Raw genomic sequence first — 15,129 nt, forward strand, 5'->3', positions numbered from 1 at the left:
TTCCGCGGACCCGTCCCGAGCCGTTGTCGGACCCGGGCTCTAGGGTGGGGGACCAGTCGGTGATCAAGGAGCGGTGCGGTGCGGATAGAGCGTCATCAGGTGGAGGAAGCGGCTGTTTCGGCGGCCCTGGAGGATTTCGAGGACCGGTTCGGGGCGCAGGTCCGCACGATGTCGCGGGGCGGGCCGATGGCCACGTACGAGTGGCAGACGCTCTCCGAGGACCTCCTCGACCACCTGGGCGCGCTGTCCGTCGAGGCGCCCGCCCTCGACACCCCGCAGGCGGAGGCCTACCTGAAGGACGCGGCCGCGGCGGCCGCGGGCGCGGTCGCCTACGCCGCGTACCACACGTACGACTCCTTCAGCGTCTTCCTCGACCACGTGAACTTCGGGATGAGTTACCGGCCCGGCGGTGAGCGCGACGACATGGACGGGGTCACCGCCTGGGAGTGGAACGACGCGTTCTGCCTGGCGATCCTCACGGACCGGGTCTCGTCGAACGGGGAGGCCTTCCACTTCGCCCGCCAGGAGTGGGAGGGGAACGCCCCGGGCGACCCCGCGACGGAGCTCGTCAAGGGGTTCATGGCCCAGGTCATCGGGGACACCGGGGACGAGGACCAGGACTATCCGCCGAGCGACGGGGCGAAGCTCGCCGCCATCGACGCCGGGCTGGAGCGGATGGGCGTACGGGCGGCTGGGGAAGGCGGGGAGGGGCTCCTGGAGCGGCCGCACGCCGTGGGGCTGCGGGTGCTGCGCGCCGTGGCCGCCGGGGACCGCGAGGCCTTCCACACCGGGCTGGCCGCACTCCTGTTGCACCACAGTGCCCAGCCCGGCCCCGTCACCCGGCCGCGCACCCTCCTGCCGCTGCTGCCGCTGGCCCTGGCCGCGCTCGCGTACCGGACGCACGGCTGGCTGCCGGCGGTGGACACGGACTACCTGCCGCGCACCCTGGTCACCGGCTTCGACATGGCCTGAGCCGCCGTACGCACGTCGGCCGGCTCGCCGGGGCCGGCCGGCTCGCCGGGGTCGTCCGGCGCGGCCGTCAGGCCCCGTCGACGAGGCGCTGGAGGCCGGGCGCGTACAGGTCGGCCAGCCGCTCCGCGCCGGCCTGCGCGCCCGCGCCGTCCGGGCGGTGCAGGCTCAGGGTGGCGCCGAGCCCCAGCAGCTGGCCGGCGATCAGCTCGGCGCGCAGCGCGGCGTCCGGCCCCTGCAGGGCGGCGGCCAGCCGGTCGGTGACCTGCTCGCGGAAGCGGGACCGCAGCAGGGTGCGCTCGTCCTCGATGCCGAGGGAGAACACCACCCGCAGCAGCGGGTCCCCGCCGAAGCGGTCCCGCAGGTCCACCATGGTCAGGACCAGGTGCCGCCCGAGCTCCGGGGGCGGGGCCGCGAACAGGGCGTCGGCGGCCGCCCCGAAGTCGGCGACCGTGTTGAACAGCGCCTCCTTGCTGCCGAACCGCTTCACGATCAGCGACGGGCTCACCCCTGCCGCGGCGGCGATGCCGCGCATGGTGACCTCGGCGTACGGCTTGAGCGTGAACGCCCGGCGCGCGGCGCGCACGATGGCGTCCCGGCCGCTCGCGGCGCCCTTCTCCCCCGTGTCGTGGGCGGTCCGCTCGGGGGCGGATCCGTCGGTGGTGCTCATGCGCTCTCCCGGGCGGCGGTCACGGACGCTGACATCGCGACCGTACCGTCCCGCATCCCCCGGTCGCGCGGCCGGTCCGACGGCAGGAACAGCGTGGCGGCGAGCGCGGCGAGCGCGGCCCCGCCGGCGATCAGGAAGATCAGCAGGTAGGCGTGGAGGGTCGGGGCGGTGTGGCCTGCGGCCGTGAACGTCAGATGGGCCAGCACGGCGGCGACCACGGCGCTGCAACAGGCCTGCCCGACGGACCGCATCAGGGTGTTGAGGCCGTTGGCGGCGGCCGTCTCGCCTACCGGGACCGCCCGCATGACCAGGGCCGGCAGCGCCGAGTACGCGATCGCCGTGCCGCAGGAGACGATGGTGGCGCCGGCCACGATCAGCCAGAGGCTGTGGCTGGTGTAGAAGCGGACCACGTAGCCGGCGGCCATGACGAGGGAGGCGAGCGCGAGCGCGGTCCGGGGCCCGTACGCGGCGGAGATCCGCGCCGAGACCGGGGAGAGGGCGACCATCGCGAGGCCGCCGGGCAGCAGGCACAGGCCGCTGACGACGAGGGAGGCGCCGAGCCCGTACCCGGTGCTGGTGGGCTCCTGCACCATCTGGCCGGTGACCAGGGAGTTCGCGTAGAAGGCGAAGCCGGTCAGCAGGGCCGCGACGTTGGTCAGCAGCATGGCGGGCCGCGCCGAGACCCGCAGGTCCACCATGGGGGAGCGGGTGCGCAGCTCGTAGCGGCCCCAGAGCAGGCCCACGGCGGCGGAGGCGCCGAGCAGGCCGAGGGTGCGCGCGGAGGTCCAGCCCCAGTCCGCGCCCCGGGTGATGGCGAGGAGCAGTCCGACGAGGAAGCCGGCCAGGCCGAGGGTGCCCGGCAGGTCGAAGCGGCCGGGGGAGCGCACGGGGGACTCGGGGACGATCCGCAGCACCAGGACCAGGTCGATGAGGCCGAGGGCGGCGGAGGCCCAGAACATGGTGTGCCAGTCGAAGTTCTCCATGACCACCGCGGCCACCGGCAGGCCGATCGCCGCCCCGATGCCGAGCGTGGAGCTCATCAGGGCGATCGAGGGCAGCACCCGCTCGGCGGGCAGTTCGTCGCGGATGATGCTGATGCCCAGCGGGATGACCGCGAGGGCGGCGCCCTGCAGGCCCCGGCCGGTGATGAGCACGCCGATGTCGGAGCTGACCGCGCAGAGGACGCAGCCGAGGGTGAGGACGCCGAGGGAGGCCAGCAGGACGCGCCGCTTGCCGTACATGTCCCCGACGCGACCCAGGACCGGTGTGAAGACCGCTCCGGTGAGGAGGGTGACGGTGACCAGCCAGCCGGCGGCGCCGGGGCTCGCGCCCGTCAGCGCGGGGACGTGCGGCAGCAGCGGGACCACGAGGGTCTGCATCACGGCGACGACCATGCCGCAGAGGGCGAGGACGGGGACGACGAGCCGGGGGTGCGCGGAGGGGCGGCCGGTGGCGGATATCGCGGGGGGCATGCTGCTCCAGAGGGGGGAGGGAGCGGGCACTCAAGGGGTGCACGGTTGTTCACCCCTCAGGGTAAACGACTGTGCACCCCCGTGCCCGCCCCCTCCTCACCCGGCCGGGGCGTCCGGACCCCCGGCGCGGCAGTAGCGGCGCACCAGCTCCTCGTGGTCCGGGAACAGCGCCGTCAGCTCGTCGGGACGCCCCAGGGTCATGTCGGCGAAGTCGAACCCCGGCGCGACGGCCTCGCTGATCAGCCCGTGGTCCCCGGCGGTGAGGTGCGAGGCCTTCCAGACCCCTCCCGGAACGGCCAGGGTGAGCACCTCGCCCCGCCGCGGGTCCTGTCCGAGGACGGCCGTCTCGTGCCGGCCGTCCGGATGCAGCAGGTGATAGGTGACCGGGTCGCCGTGGTGGTGGAAGTGCAGGATGTCCGACCGGTTGAGGTGCCAGTGCCCGACCGGCGACCAGTGCGTGAGCAGATAGTGGATCGACGTCAGGGTGAAGCGCTCCCCGGCCGGGGTCGCGATCGGAGGGCGGTGGTCCGCCTGGAAGGTCCGCCGGAAGTAGCCGCCTTCCACGTGCGGTTCCAGGGCGAGGGCGTCGATCCAGTCTTGTGCCGTGGGCACGTTTTCCTCCTCGGTCGGGGTCGGGCTCGCTCGAGTATGGTCCGCGCGGCCGGGACCGGCCTGGAATTCCAGGGGGATTCGAGGTCGGTTCGACCCGTAATGCGGTGGCCATTTCCGGCATGACCGTATTCTCATTCCTGTGCCCTGCTGACCGTTTCACCCGGCAGGACACCCTGCGGAGCCCGCCGAATTCATGGGAAAACGACGGGCGACCCCTTGTCGGAAACTCATGTGCATTCGAGCCGGGTAAAACGGATGGGAATTCCTGTGGACCGAGAATCGAATACCCTGACCGCCCCGCGCCCGGACCACCGCGCCGACGGCCCGGTCTCCTTCGCGGCGACGGCGGTCGAGGTGGCCGGCGACCCCGAGGACGGCCCTCGCCTCCTGCACCACGCGGCCCGCCGCCTGTGCGAGGCCGCCGGGCCGGACGCCGTGCTCACCCAGGCCGGCGGGGAGCTCACCGCCCGCCTCGAACCGGGCCTGCACGCGGCGATGTACGTCTCCACCGAGATGCGCCGCGACGGCGCCGGATCGCCCCTGCTGCGCCTGAACCTGCGCCTCTCGGGCAGCGGCACGACCCCCTCACCGGCCTCACTGGAGCACTGGGCCGAGGTCTGGCACCGCCAGGCGCTCTCCGCGCACGAACTGGTCCGCGTCGCGGGGGAACTGCCGCTGATGAGCGCCGCCGTCGCCCGCCTGCGCCCCGGCAAGCCCCTCGCCGGCCACGCGGTGCTGGTCACCGGTCACTTCCTGACCGACCTCGTCCACCTCGTCGGCTGCCTCGCCGAACTCGGCGCCCCGCTGGACGCGATGACGGTCCTGCGCAAGGACTACGCCTATCAGTGGCGCCACCGCGTCCACGGCCACCTCGCCGAACAGGGCGTACGGGTCGTCGACGCCGGCGATCCGGCGGCCGTGCACGAGCACACCGAACGCGCCCGCCGCAGGGGCCTGCGCTGCCTGGCCCTGGACGACGGCGGCTACGTCGCACCCGCCCTGCTGGACCGGGCCCGCGCCGGGGAGCGCCCGGCGGCCGGAGCGGGGCGGTGGGCGGGGGTGGTCGAGCAGACCATGTCCGGGATCTACAAGCTCCAGGGCCGTGAGGCGCAGCTGCCCTTCCCCGTGTTCTCGGTGGCCCAGTCCCGCCTGAAGGGACGTATAGAGTCGTACTGGATAGCCGAGAAGGCCGTGACCACGGCCCTGGAACTGCTGCCCGCGCTGAAGATCGAGGGCCAGCCCGCCCTCGTCGTCGGCTACGGCAACGTCGGCGCCCAGATCGCCGCCCTGCTCACCCAGCGCCGCATGCGGGTCGCCGTGCACGACGCCGACATCCTCCAGCTCATCGACGCCCACGAGAGCGGCTACGTCACCGACCGGGACCTGCCCACCCTGATCGACCGGCACGAACCGCTGCTCGTCTTCGGGGTCACCGGCCGCACCAGCCTGTCCACCCGCGAGTTCCGCGCCTTCCGGCGCCCCGCCCACCTGGCCAGCGTCAGCAGCCGCGACATCGAGTTCGACCTCCCCGCCCTCGACGCCCTGGCCGAAGGGGACCCCGTCACCCGCCCCTCGTCACGCACCCACGTCCTGCCCGGCGGGGTCGACGTCACGGTGCTGGCCGGCGGACGGCCCGTCAACTTCCACGAGACGGACAGCATCAGCAACCTGCACTCCGACCTCGTCTACGCGGGCATGCTCACCGGCGCCTGCGCCGTGGCCACCCGCCCCGCGGCCCCCGGCCTCGACCGCACCTGGGCCGACGCCGTGCTGGAGGAGTCGGGCCTCCTCCAGGACTACTACGACCGCTACGGCCCGAACGCCGCGTCCCGCCCGGCCCCCCGGCGCCGCTGACCCTGCCCGGACCACGGGACCCGCGAGCGCGGCGGCCCGGACGCCCCGCACGCACGCCGCTGTACGGACCGCCGGCCCGGCGGTCCGTACAGCCTGTGGGCGTACGGCTCCTCAGTCAGCCGCAGTCGTCGTACCCGCCGCCCCAGTCGTCATCGTCGTCGTACCAGCCGTGGCCGTGGCCGTAGCCCCAGTCGTCATCGTCCCAGCCACCACCGTGGCTGACGTACGTGACCGCGTGCGTGGGCACCGCCGCGGAGGCCGTACCCGCCGCACCCATGGCGGCGCCGCCGGCCAGCAGGACGCCGATCGCGGACGCCGCGAACAGCCGCTTCACTCTCAGAGCTTGCATGGTTTCGAACCCTTCTCGTCCCTGCGCCGCGCTGACACGGCGCCAAGCGGTTTCCGCCTCCTTTCGCCGACCGGCACGGAGATTTCGTCATGACCCGATAAACGTGCGGGGAGGGGGCGTATCCGCCGTCAACGTGGCTGTTCGAGCCACGGACCCATGGGCTGGACCGCTCGTCACCGGTCCGTCCGCGTCGACGCAGGTGAATCACCCGCTCGCGCGGTGGCGGACCACTTCTGACCATGCTAGTCACCTACCTGTGAGTCGTCACCTCGGGCGGCGGCCCGGAGCCGGACACCCGAATTCCCGGGAAGGGATGTGCCGCTGTGGAACAGGAACGCACGACGTGCTGCGTGGTGGGAGGCGGGCCGGCCGGCATGGTGCTGGGGCTGTTGCTGGCCCGCGCCGGGGTCGAGGTCACGGTGCTGGAGAAGCACGGGGACTTCCTGCGCGACTTCCGCGGTGACACCGTCCACCCCTCGACCCTGTCGCTGCTGGACGACATCGGCCTCGCCGAACGCTTCGCCCGGCTCCCGCAGCGCCGCGTTACCTCCGTCCAATTGCCCGTCGGGCCCGACCGGTCGCTCGTCACGGTGGGGAACATCGCGGCGCTGCACGGCAAGTACAACTACATCGCGATGGTGCCGCAGTGGGACCTCCTCGACCTCCTCGCCGACGAGGCGCGCAAGGAACCCTCCTTCCGGCTGCGCATGGACACCGAGGCCACCTCCTTCCTCATGGAGCACGGCCGCGTCACGGGCGTGCGCCACCGCACCGCCGACGGCCGCACCGGCGAGCTGCGGGCCACGCTCACCGTGGCCTGCGACGGGCGCGGCTCGCTGGCCAGGACCCTGCCCGAACTCGGCCTGGAGGGCTTCGCCTGCCCCATGGACGCCTGGTGGTTCCGCCTGCCGCGCCACGAGGACGACCCCAGCGGGCTCCTCGGAGGCCTCGGCGACCGCTTCTTCACCGCCCTCATCGACCGGGGCGACTACTGGCAGTGCGCGGCGCTCATCCCCAAGGGGACGGACGCCGAACGCCGCGCCGAGGGGCTGGAGCGCTTCATGACCCGCTTCACGGACGCCGTGCCGTGGCTCGCCGGCCGGGCCGGGTCCGTCACCTCCTGGGACGAGGTCAAACTGCTCGACGTACGGCTCGACCGGCTGCGCCGCTGGCACCGCCCGGGCCTGCTGTGCATCGGGGACGCCGCCCACGCCATGTCGCCCGTCTTCGGCATCGGCATCAACCTGGCCGTCCAGGACGCGGTGGCCGCGGCCCGCCATCTGGTGCGCCCGCTGCGGGAGGGCACGGTGGGACTGCACGACGTGCGCCGCGTCCAACTGCGGCGCTGGCCCACCACGGTGGCGACCCAGGGCCTCCAGCGGCTCGCCCACGCCCGGGTCATCGAACCCCTGCTGGCGGGCCGCCCCGCCTTCGGCGACCCCCGCCGAGCACAGCGCGTGACGGAACTCGTCACCAACTCCCGCTGGCTCAATCGCGTCCCCGCCTACTTCATCGGCTACGGCGCCCTGCGCGAGCGACCCCCCGCGGAGTCTCTGCGCTGACCTCCGCACAGCGGTGTGGAAGTAGGGTCTCCGTTTATTCGGACTGGCTGGATATGATCGGCATCCTCACCCCACAGGGCCGTGTCGGCAGTTCCCCCATGCCCGCGTCCAGGCCCGTCTCCGCCGCTCCCGAGGACCGATGTCTGCGATGGCACCCGAAGGCCCACCGAGCCCGCCGCCCGTCCGGCGCCGCCGCACCGTGCGCCTGCGCACGATGCTGGTGTGCCTGGCCGTCGTCCCCACCGTGGCGATGGGTACCCAGACCGCCGTCACCGCCCAGCACCTGCTGGCCCAGTCGGAGCACCTGCGCGCCGACGTGGAGGCCGGCGAGCGGATCGGCGTGCCGCTGGTCAGGCTGATGAACGAGCTCCAGGCCGAGCGGGCGCTGACCGCGGCCCGCTGGGCGGGCTCGCCCGTGGAAGAGGACGTCCTGCGTGAGCGCAGGGCCGCGACCGACCGCGCGGCGGCGGTGGTCCGCCGCATATCGGGCGGCGGTGACGGCCCGGCGCAGGACGGTGACGGTGGCGGTGACGGTGACGGCGGGGGGCGCCTGGACACCGTGAGCGGGCGGCTCGACGTGCTCACCGCGTACCGCAAGCGCGCCGACGCCCACAGCGGCAGCGCCGACCAGGTGGTCGGCTACTACACCGGCGTGATCGACGACATCATCCGCGCCTACCAGGACGAGTTCGGCCACGCCCAGGACGCCGAACTCGCCCAGGAGAGCAAGCCGGCCGTCTCCCTCTTCTCGGCCACCGAGATGGTCGCCCGCGAGGACACGGCCCTCGCACTGGCCGGCCCCTCCCGCGAGCTCGCCGCAACCGGCTTCTCCCAGTTCCTCGACGCCGTCAGCACGCACCACTACCTCTACGACACCTGGATCGTGCCGTACCTGCCGCCCGCCGAACTGGCCGCGTACGACAAGCTCGCCGGCTCGGACGCCTGGCAGACCAAACTCCGCGTCGAGAACGCGGTCATCGCCAACCACAAGGACACCGCGACCGGCGTGAAGCTGCCGGCCGACGTCGGCGAGTGGCCCGCCGCGTACCGCGTCTTCGCCCCGCGCCTGGCCGAGCTCAACACGGACCGGGCCCGCAGCCTGCTGGCGGACGCCGACGCCAAGGCCTCCGAGCTGGAGGCCGAGGTCCTCTGGCTGATCGGGGCCAGCGGCGGCGCCCTGCTGCTGGTCACCGCGGTCGTCGTCCTCACCACCCGCTCGGTCCTGCGCCGCCTGGGCCGCCTGCACAGCCGTACGGTCGCCATCGCCGAGGAGACCCTGCCCGACGTGGTGGCCCGGCTCCAGCGCGGCGAGGCCGTCGACGAGGAGGCGCTGCCGGCCGTGCGCGGACGCCAGGACGAGGTCGGGCAGATCGCCGACGCCTTCGCCCGCGTGGTCGCCGCCTCGGTCGACGGCCACCGGCAGCTCGCCGCCGAGCGGCACGGCTTCGGCCTGTTCGCCTCGGGCATCGCCTCCCGCACCGGAAACCTCGTCAGCCGCCAGCTGAGCCTGACCGAGGACCTCCAGGACGCCTTCGGCCACGACGAGGCGCTCCTGGGCCAGCTGATGCGGTCCGACCAGCTGACCGTGGGCATGCGGCGCCAGATCGAGAACCTGCTCATCCTCGCCGGCGGCGAGATCCCCGACCCGCACACCGACCCCATGCGCGTCGCCGACCTGCTGCGCGAGGCCGCCGCCGAGGTCGAGGACTTCCGCCGCATCGAACGGCAGGCCCTGGACGAGGCGAGCGTGCGGCCGCACGCGATCAGCCAGATCAGCCACCTGCTGGCCGAACTGCTGGACAACGCCACCCGGTTCTCGCCGCCCCGCTCGAAGGTGGTCGTCCGTGCCGAACTCGTGGCCGACGGGCTGTCCGTCGAGATCGAGGACCGCGGACCGCGCGTGACGCCCGCCGGGTACGAGGCCATGAACGAGCGCCTGCACTCGGCGCCGCCCTACTCCGTCCTCGCCGAGAACGCGCACCGCCTCGGGCTCTTCGTCGTCGGCCACCTCGCCGACCAGCTCCAGGCCCGCGTCACGCTGCGGCGCTCGGTGTACGGGGGCACGGCGGCCGTGGTGATCCTGCCGGGCTCCCTGCTGACGCCCGCCGCCGCGCGCACGGAACCCGGGCCCAGGCCCGTCCGCGAACCGGGGCCCGCCACGGCGCCCGCGCCCGTACGCACACCCGTACGCGAGAGCGCGCCGGAGCCCGCGCACGACGACACCGCTCCCGCACCCGGCCCGAAGCGGGCGCTGCCCACCCGCGCCACGGCCACCGCCGCCGGCGCACGGCCGGCCCTGCCCGAGCGCGTCCCGCAGACCCATCTCACCCGGCAACTGCGCGGCCCGCGCGCCCCGGAGCCGGAGACCGGCCGGGACGCGGCGACCCCCGAAGAGGTGGCCGACGCCTGGGCGGACTACGAAGAGGGGACCAAGAAAGTGGAAGAAGAGCTCGGAGCGGACCAGCCATGACGACGACAGCCAGCGACATGATCTACGGCATCCTGGACAACAACCTGAGCAGGATCGCCGGCATCCAGGGAGCCGTGCTCCTGTCCAACGACGGCATCAAGCTCAGCGCCTATCTGCTGGAGCGGGACCAGGCCGAGCGCATCGCGGCCGCCTCCTCCGGCATCGCCGCCACCATGAAGGCGATCTCCCGGGAGATCGACGGCGGCCGCGTCATCCGCCAGCTGGTGGAGATGGACGACCGCTACCTCTGCGTCGTCGGGTGCGGGGAGGGCAGCACGCTCATCGTGGTGACCAACCGCAAGGCCCGGCTCGGCGAGCTCGGCGGCGAGGCCGTACGGACCGCCCAGGCGCTCGGCGAGTGGCTCGGCACCCCCGAGCGCACCACCTCGCCGAACAGCTGATGCCGGACGAGCCGCAGCGCCGAAGGCCTCGCCGGACCCGGCTGTACGCGCTCACCGACGGCCGGACGACCGCCGCCCCGCAGACCGTCCTCACGATGGACACCACCATCGTGGCGGCGGTCCCCGCGGACGAGGACGACGCCGGGCTCGCCACCGAATGGCGGACCGTCCTCGCCCTGTGCGCGCCGCCGGGCGGGATGGCGGTCGCCGAGATCGCCGCCCGCATGCACATGCGCCTGACCCCGATGACGCTCCTGCTGGGCGAACTCGCCGACCGCGGGCTGATCGACCACCGGCCGCCCCTGGAGGGCGCCGAGACCACCAATGTCCACCTGCTCATGAAAATCAGGGACAACCTTGCCCGGATATGACACCTCCGACGCCCCCGACGCCCGGGGGGCCGCCCCGGTCAAGATCCTCATCGCCGGCGGGTTCGGAGTCGGCAAGACGACCCTGGTCGAGGCGGTCTCCGAGATCGAGCCGCTGCGCACGGAGGAACGGCTGACCAGCGCGGGCGTCGGCGTCGACGACCTCGACGGCATCGAGTCCAAGACGCTGACCACCGTCGCCATGGACTTCGGCCGGATCACCCTGGCCGACGCCGGGGTCGTCCTCTACCTGTTCGGGACCCCCGGCCAGGAGCGGTTCTGGTTCATGTGGGACGACCTGCTCAGCGGGGCCCTGGGGGCGCTCGTGCTCGTCGACACCCGGCGCCTGGACCGGGGATTCCCGGCGATCGACTTCTTCGAGAGCCGCGGGCTGCCCTTCGTGGTCGGCGCGAACTGCTTCCACGGCGAGCAGCCCTACACCGCCGAGGAGATCGCCGCCGCCCTGCACCTGCGGGACCCGGCCACCCCGGTGCTCCTGCTGGACGCCCGCTCCCGGGCCGACGCGCGCGACTGCCTGCTGTCCCTGCTCGACCTGGTCATCGCCCGTGCGGGGGCCCCGTCCGGCGTCTGACGGGCGCCTGACGCGGCCGCGTCACAGGGGCGCGGGCCGGTGCGCGGCCAGGGCCCCGCTCTCCTCCAGCAGCACCCGCAGGGCGTACTCGGCGGCCCGGTGGCGCAGGAACACCTGCGCGCGGGTCCCGGCCGCCAGGTTCCGGGCGGCGGCGGCCCCCGCGCGGGTGGCGTCGTCCCGCGTCTCGCGCCAGCCGTGCGCGGTGCGCCGTACCGTGCCGTCCCACGCGGTGTAGCGGGCCATCCAGAACCATCCGGTCCCGGCGCGGCAGCACCCCCAGAGCACCGCGTCGAGACCGGCGTCCTCCCTGCCCTGCCCGTGCGCCCTGGTCTCCCGCGTCACGTGGGTCCCCCCGGTTTCGGTCCTGGTTCGGACCGCAGGCTAGGTCAGTGCGGCGGGCGCCAGGGAGTCCGGGTTTCGGCCAACCTGGTGAGCATTCGCGTCATGCCCTCCCGGGGGCGGTCAGCCGCCGCTCGGCCGCGGCGCGGGGGAGGAGGCCGGGGCCGCCGTGGGGGAGGGGCTCGGCGAGGGTTCGGCGGCGCAGACGACCTCGTCGCGGGGGGTGTAGTGGGTGCGGAACGTCTGCCGCCTGACCTCTTGGCCCTGCCGGACGAACACGCGGTCCACCGCCACGTCGAACCCTTCGAGGGGGGTCTGCGCCTCGCAGTCCGGGCCGGACGCCTCGCGCTTGGCGGGCGGGGTGACGTGGGTACGGGGGCCCTGGGTGGCGCGTATCGCGTCGTACTTCTTCGTGCCGAGCAGGGTGATCGTCACCGAGGTGTCGGTGGACTCGGCCCGGATGGTGAGGGGATGGCCGGAGTCGTTCCTCCAGCGCAGGTCCAGGGTGCCCCAGGCGACGGTGGCCTCGCGGCCCTCGGGGTAGCGCTCGATGTAGAAGGAGTGGGCGCCGTGCTCGACGAATTCGGCGCCGGCGAAGAACACGGCGTTGTACAGGGCGGTGGCCACGCTGGAGACGCCGCCGCCGGGCGACTTCACGTACCGGCCGTCGTTGATCATGATGCCGTCGACGAAGCCGTTCTCCGGGGTGCGCTCGCCGACCGTCCGGTTGAAGCTCCAGGTCTCTCCGGGACGCACCACCGACCCGTTGATCAGCTCCACGGCCCGCCCGATGTTCGTGGTCCGGTAGGCGGCGGCGGGGAAGTGCACCGTGAAGGAGGACACCGTCTGCGGGGCCGCCACCACTTCGCCCAAGCCCTTGGCCGCGGCCGGCGGCGCCTCGGCGCCGGAGGCGTGACCCGCCGGGATCAGCAGGGTCAGGCAGAGGCCGAGTGCGGCGGCCCCCGTCAGCGCGGGCAGGCGGTGTGCGAGTCGCATGTCTCTCCTGGGGACGGGGGCTGGGTTGGGCCGCAGACAAGGATCCAGCGATTTTGGTCAAAAGGGACAAAAATGTGCGGGTTCTCACGCCCGGCCCTCCGGGAGCGGGGGTGGCCGACCGTGGGGGAACCGCACCCGCCGCAGCGTCCGCACGTCGCTGACCTGGGCCGAAAGCGGACCCCGGGGCAGGGCGGCCGGAGGCTGCCGCTAGCGTGATCGTCATGTACGCGATCAAGGGCGTGAATGCCACGCCGGGCGGCCGGTCCACCGTCCAGTTCCACGACCACGGCTACGCCGTCAAGCCGGACCAGCGCGAGGACTCCCTCGCCGACACCTTCCTCGGCGAGGGGGCCGGATGCGTCACCCTGCTGGTGATGCTCGCCTCGCTGGGCGTCTTCACCCTGCTGCGCAAGAACGGGGCTCCCGAGGCGGCCGTCAACGCCTCGATGGTGGTGTTCCTCGTCGCGCTCTGTTACGGGGCCGTGATCGCGCTGGTGCAGTGGGTCGGCGGGGTCGTCGCGGGCGTCGCGCTCTTCCTGGTCGCCGTGGTGACCTTCCCCGCCCTCCTCATCCCGGGCTACCGGCGGGCACTGCGGCGCGGTGGGCGGGGCGGTGGCCGCTCCGGCGGTGAACCGGACCCGATACCGGCGACGGCCCTCGCCGGGGTGTGGCACCAGCCCGGGCCGCGCGGCGGGAGCGTGGTGACGGTCCAGCACACCGACGGCACCGTCATCGCCTTCACCCCCGCCCCCGAACAGGCCCACGAGCTGTACGCCCGCTTCGACGCCCTGCTCCGCAGCGCCCGGGCGGCGGCTCCGTGGCCCCCGCAGCAGCAGCCCTGGCAGGGCCACCCGGGCCACCCCCGGGGCTGACGCCGGCTACAGGCGGGCGATGAGCGCGGGCAGTTCGCGCATGTCGTGGAAGACCGTGGTGTCCGGGCCCGCCAGCCGCTCGGCCGGGGTCAGGCCGCCCGCGTAGCCGAGGGAGCGCATGCCGGCCGCGCGGGCGGCGCGGACCCCGGGCCGGCTGTCCTCGACCACGACGCAGGCCGCCGGGTCCACGCCCATGCTCCGGGCCGCGTGCAGGAACAGGTCCGGGGCGGGCTTTCCGCGCGCGACCTCGCCGGCGCTGTAGATGCGGCCGGCGAACCGCTCGTAGAGCCCGGTCCGGCCGAGGGTGTGCCGCATCTTGTCGTGCGACCCGCTGGAGGCGACGCAGGTCGGCAGGGCCAGCGCGTCGAGGGCCTCCGGCAGCCCGTCCACGGGGGTGAGGCCGGCGTCCACGGCCTCGCGGTGGAGCTCCTCGAACCGCTCGGACCACACCGCGGCCGTCTCCTCGCCGAGCCGCTCGGCGACCTGTTCCCGGATGGCGGCGTGCGAGCGCCCGATGAACCGGTCCACGACCTCGTCCTCGGTGAGCGGCCAGCCCAGCTGGGCCCCGAGGGCGACCTGTACCCGCGCGGCGATGCGTTCGCTGTCGACGAGGACGCCGTCGCAGTCGAATATGACGAGTTCAATCGGCTTGATCATCCCCGCAGGATAGGGCCCCGGGTGAGCGCCGCCTGCGCGGGAGGCCGGGCGGCTCAGGTGGCGGGCAGGCGCATGCCGAGCCGGGTGCCCAGGGCGCGCGCGGTGGTGCGTACCTCCTCGCCGGTCTCGCCCTCCGCGACGGCCCCGAGGACCGCCAGGGCGAGGACGGCCTCGCGGTAGGTGAGCATCGGCAGCCGCTCGGGCCCGGCGCCGGCGTCCGCGTCGACTTCCTCGGCCACGACGTCGGTGTACAGATCGTCAAGTGTCACACGCACCCAACGCCCGGCCCGCCCGTCGGTTACTGGGGACCGTTACCGGGCGGTGTTGCCGGGCAGCGACTCCGGCGCCGGGCCCGGGGCCCTCACGACCCGCTCCGCGTAGCGCGCCAGCCGGGCCCGCAGCTCCTGGCGCGGGACACCCTCCGCTCCGGCCAGCCGCTCGACGAGGTCGGCGCGGGTGGCCGCGAGCAGGGCGTGGGCGGTGAAGCCGGGGTCGGCGAACCCCGGGATCCCCGCCAGCACCGACCGCAGCAGGGCGTGCCAGCGCTCGTAGTGCTCCGCCTGGTAGAGCGTGCCGCCGCCGCTCGCCTCCAGGGCGAGTGCGAGGCGGCGGTTGTCGAGCTTGAAGCACAGGACGGCGTCGAGCAGGGCCGGTGCGCGCTCCTGCGGCGGGGTTCCGGGGCCCAGCGGGGGCGGGCCGCTCTCGACGGCCTCCCGGACGGGTTCGAGCCGGGCCTCGTACAGGGCGCGCAGCAGGCCCGCGCGGTCGCCGAAGGCGCGGAAGACCGTGCCCTTGCCGACCCCGGCGGCCGCCGCGACGCCGGCCATGGTCAGGTCCTCGGGGCTCTCGGCGCGGGCGAAGAGGGCGTCGGCCGCCTCCAGGACGGCCCGCTGGTTGCGGGCGGCGTCCTTGCGGGTCTTGCGCTCGGGTTCGGGCACGCGGTTCC

General features: G+C 73.9%; 16 protein-coding genes and 1 pseudogene. 8 read left to right on the forward strand and 9 right to left on the reverse strand.

Annotated features, from left to right (window positions below):
- Window positions 1-78: 78 nt before the first annotated feature.
- Window positions 79-972, forward strand: a complete 894-nt coding sequence (locus ABT403_RS30315; RefSeq protein WP_344166940.1) for an Imm49 family immunity protein — start codon at window positions 79-81, stop codon at window positions 970-972.
- Window positions 973-1,039: 67 nt separating this feature from the next.
- Here ABT403_RS30315 and ABT403_RS30320 read toward each other — a convergent pair whose 3' ends face one another.
- The 3 genes from ABT403_RS30320 to ABT403_RS30330 all read right to left on the reverse strand — a co-directional run bounded on the left by ABT403_RS30320 (window position 1,040) and on the right by ABT403_RS30330 (window position 3,723).
- Complete coding sequence (locus ABT403_RS30320) at window positions 1,040-1,639, reverse strand: TetR/AcrR family transcriptional regulator (protein WP_344166938.1); 600 nt, start codon at window positions 1,637-1,639, stop codon at window positions 1,040-1,042.
- Entirely contained in the window at window positions 1,636-3,111 is a 1,476-nt protein-coding gene (locus ABT403_RS30325) for an MFS transporter (RefSeq protein WP_344166936.1), read from the reverse strand. The genes ABT403_RS30320 and ABT403_RS30325 overlap by 4 nt, the downstream gene beginning before the upstream one ends.
- A 96-nt stretch (window positions 3,112-3,207) precedes the next feature.
- Window positions 3,208-3,723 (reverse strand): cupin domain-containing protein, encoded by a 516-nt coding sequence (locus tag ABT403_RS30330; RefSeq protein WP_344166934.1) that lies wholly within the window; start codon window positions 3,721-3,723, stop codon window positions 3,208-3,210.
- A 267-nt stretch (window positions 3,724-3,990) separates the two neighbouring features.
- Here ABT403_RS30330 and ABT403_RS30335 point away from each other — a divergent pair, with 267 nt between their 5' ends.
- Entirely contained in the window at window positions 3,991-5,577 is a 1,587-nt protein-coding gene (locus tag ABT403_RS30335; RefSeq protein WP_344166932.1) for a Rossmann-fold NAD(P)-binding domain-containing protein, read from the forward strand.
- A gap of 115 nt (window positions 5,578-5,692) precedes the next feature.
- Here the strand turns inward: ABT403_RS30335 and ABT403_RS30340 are convergent, their stop codons facing one another.
- A complete protein-coding gene (locus ABT403_RS30340; RefSeq protein WP_344166930.1) occupies window positions 5,693-5,926 on the reverse strand; it encodes a hypothetical protein in 234 nt (77 codons plus the stop codon).
- 374 nt (window positions 5,927-6,300) lie between these two features.
- On the opposite strand from ABT403_RS30340, the gene ABT403_RS30345 reads away from it, so the two are divergent.
- The 5 genes from ABT403_RS30345 (at window position 6,301) to ABT403_RS30365 (ending at window position 11,319) form a co-directional block, all read left to right on the forward strand.
- Window positions 6,301-7,488 (forward strand): FAD-dependent oxidoreductase, encoded by a 1,188-nt coding sequence (locus ABT403_RS30345; RefSeq protein ID WP_425580327.1) that lies wholly within the window; start codon window positions 6,301-6,303, stop codon window positions 7,486-7,488.
- 139 nt (window positions 7,489-7,627) lie between these two features.
- Complete coding sequence (locus tag ABT403_RS30350) at window positions 7,628-9,958, forward strand: sensor histidine kinase (protein ID WP_344166926.1); 2,331 nt, start codon at window positions 7,628-7,630, stop codon at window positions 9,956-9,958.
- Window positions 9,955-10,359 (forward strand): roadblock/LC7 domain-containing protein, encoded by a 405-nt coding sequence (locus ABT403_RS30355; RefSeq protein ID WP_344166924.1) that lies wholly within the window; start codon window positions 9,955-9,957, stop codon window positions 10,357-10,359. Before ABT403_RS30350 ends, ABT403_RS30355 begins: the two co-directional genes overlap by 4 nt.
- Entirely contained in the window at window positions 10,317-10,730 is a 414-nt protein-coding gene (locus ABT403_RS30360) for a DUF742 domain-containing protein (RefSeq protein ID WP_344166922.1), read from the forward strand. The genes ABT403_RS30355 and ABT403_RS30360 overlap by 43 nt, the downstream gene beginning before the upstream one ends.
- Window positions 10,717-11,319: a GTP-binding protein gene (locus ABT403_RS30365; protein ID WP_344166920.1), complete on the forward strand. Its 603-nt coding sequence runs from the start codon at window positions 10,717-10,719 to the stop codon at window positions 11,317-11,319. Before ABT403_RS30360 ends, ABT403_RS30365 begins: the two co-directional genes overlap by 14 nt.
- 21 nt (window positions 11,320-11,340) lie before the next feature.
- On the opposite strand, the gene ABT403_RS30370 is transcribed toward ABT403_RS30365, so the two are convergent.
- Window positions 11,341-11,661: a hypothetical protein gene (locus ABT403_RS30370; protein ID WP_344166918.1), complete on the reverse strand. Its 321-nt coding sequence runs from the start codon at window positions 11,659-11,661 to the stop codon at window positions 11,341-11,343.
- Window positions 11,662-11,781: 120 nt separating this feature from the next.
- Window positions 11,782-12,507: pseudogene (locus tag ABT403_RS30375) on the reverse strand (VanW family protein); the annotation flags it as partial.
- A 368-nt stretch (window positions 12,508-12,875) separates the two neighbouring features.
- Here ABT403_RS30375 and ABT403_RS30380 point away from each other — a divergent pair.
- On the forward strand, window positions 12,876-13,526 hold the full coding sequence (locus ABT403_RS30380; RefSeq protein WP_344166916.1) for a hypothetical protein: 651 nt from the start codon (window positions 12,876-12,878) through the stop codon (window positions 13,524-13,526).
- Window positions 13,527-13,532: 6 nt separating this feature from the next.
- Here ABT403_RS30380 and ABT403_RS30385 read toward each other — a convergent pair whose 3' ends face one another.
- The 3 genes from ABT403_RS30385 to ABT403_RS30395 are packed head-to-tail and all read right to left on the reverse strand — an operon-like array spanning window position 13,533 to window position 15,121.
- Window positions 13,533-14,183, reverse strand: coding sequence for an HAD family hydrolase (locus ABT403_RS30385; protein ID WP_344166914.1), 651 nt, complete (start codon window positions 14,181-14,183; stop codon window positions 13,533-13,535).
- A 53-nt stretch (window positions 14,184-14,236) separates the two neighbouring features.
- Window positions 14,237-14,452, reverse strand: coding sequence for a hypothetical protein (locus ABT403_RS30390; protein WP_344166912.1), 216 nt, complete (start codon window positions 14,450-14,452; stop codon window positions 14,237-14,239).
- Between the two features lie 42 nt (window positions 14,453-14,494).
- Entirely contained in the window at window positions 14,495-15,121 is a 627-nt protein-coding gene (locus ABT403_RS30395) for a TetR/AcrR family transcriptional regulator (protein ID WP_344166910.1), read from the reverse strand.
- Between the last annotated feature and the right edge of the window lie 8 nt (window positions 15,122-15,129).

Origin of the sequence: Streptomyces sp. NPDC000075 (genome assembly GCF_040301925.1) — a bacterium.
Taxonomy (GTDB): Bacteria; Actinomycetota; Actinomycetes; order Streptomycetales; family Streptomycetaceae; genus Streptomyces; species Streptomyces polychromogenes.

Excerpts from the sequence above, each read along its gene's own strand:
- ABT403_RS30320 (WP_344166938.1), bottom strand. The coding sequence starts at position 1,639 with ATGAGCACCACCGACGGATCCGCCCCCGAGCGGACCGCCCACGACACG.
- ABT403_RS30325 (WP_344166936.1), bottom strand. The coding sequence starts at position 3,111 with ATGCCCCCCGCGATATCCGCCACCGGCCGCCCCTCCGCGCACCCCCGG.
- ABT403_RS30340 (WP_344166930.1), bottom strand. The coding sequence starts at position 5,926 with ATGCAAGCTCTGAGAGTGAAGCGGCTGTTCGCGGCGTCCGCGATCGGC.
- ABT403_RS30345 (WP_425580327.1), top strand. The coding sequence starts at position 6,301 with ATGGTGCTGGGGCTGTTGCTGGCCCGCGCCGGGGTCGAGGTCACGGTG.
- ABT403_RS30350 (WP_344166926.1), top strand. The coding sequence starts at position 7,628 with ATGTCTGCGATGGCACCCGAAGGCCCACCGAGCCCGCCGCCCGTCCGG.
- ABT403_RS30355 (WP_344166924.1), top strand. The coding sequence starts at position 9,955 with ATGACGACGACAGCCAGCGACATGATCTACGGCATCCTGGACAACAAC.
- ABT403_RS30380 (WP_344166916.1), top strand. The coding sequence starts at position 12,876 with ATGTACGCGATCAAGGGCGTGAATGCCACGCCGGGCGGCCGGTCCACC.
- ABT403_RS30385 (WP_344166914.1), bottom strand. The coding sequence starts at position 14,183 with ATGATCAAGCCGATTGAACTCGTCATATTCGACTGCGACGGCGTCCTC.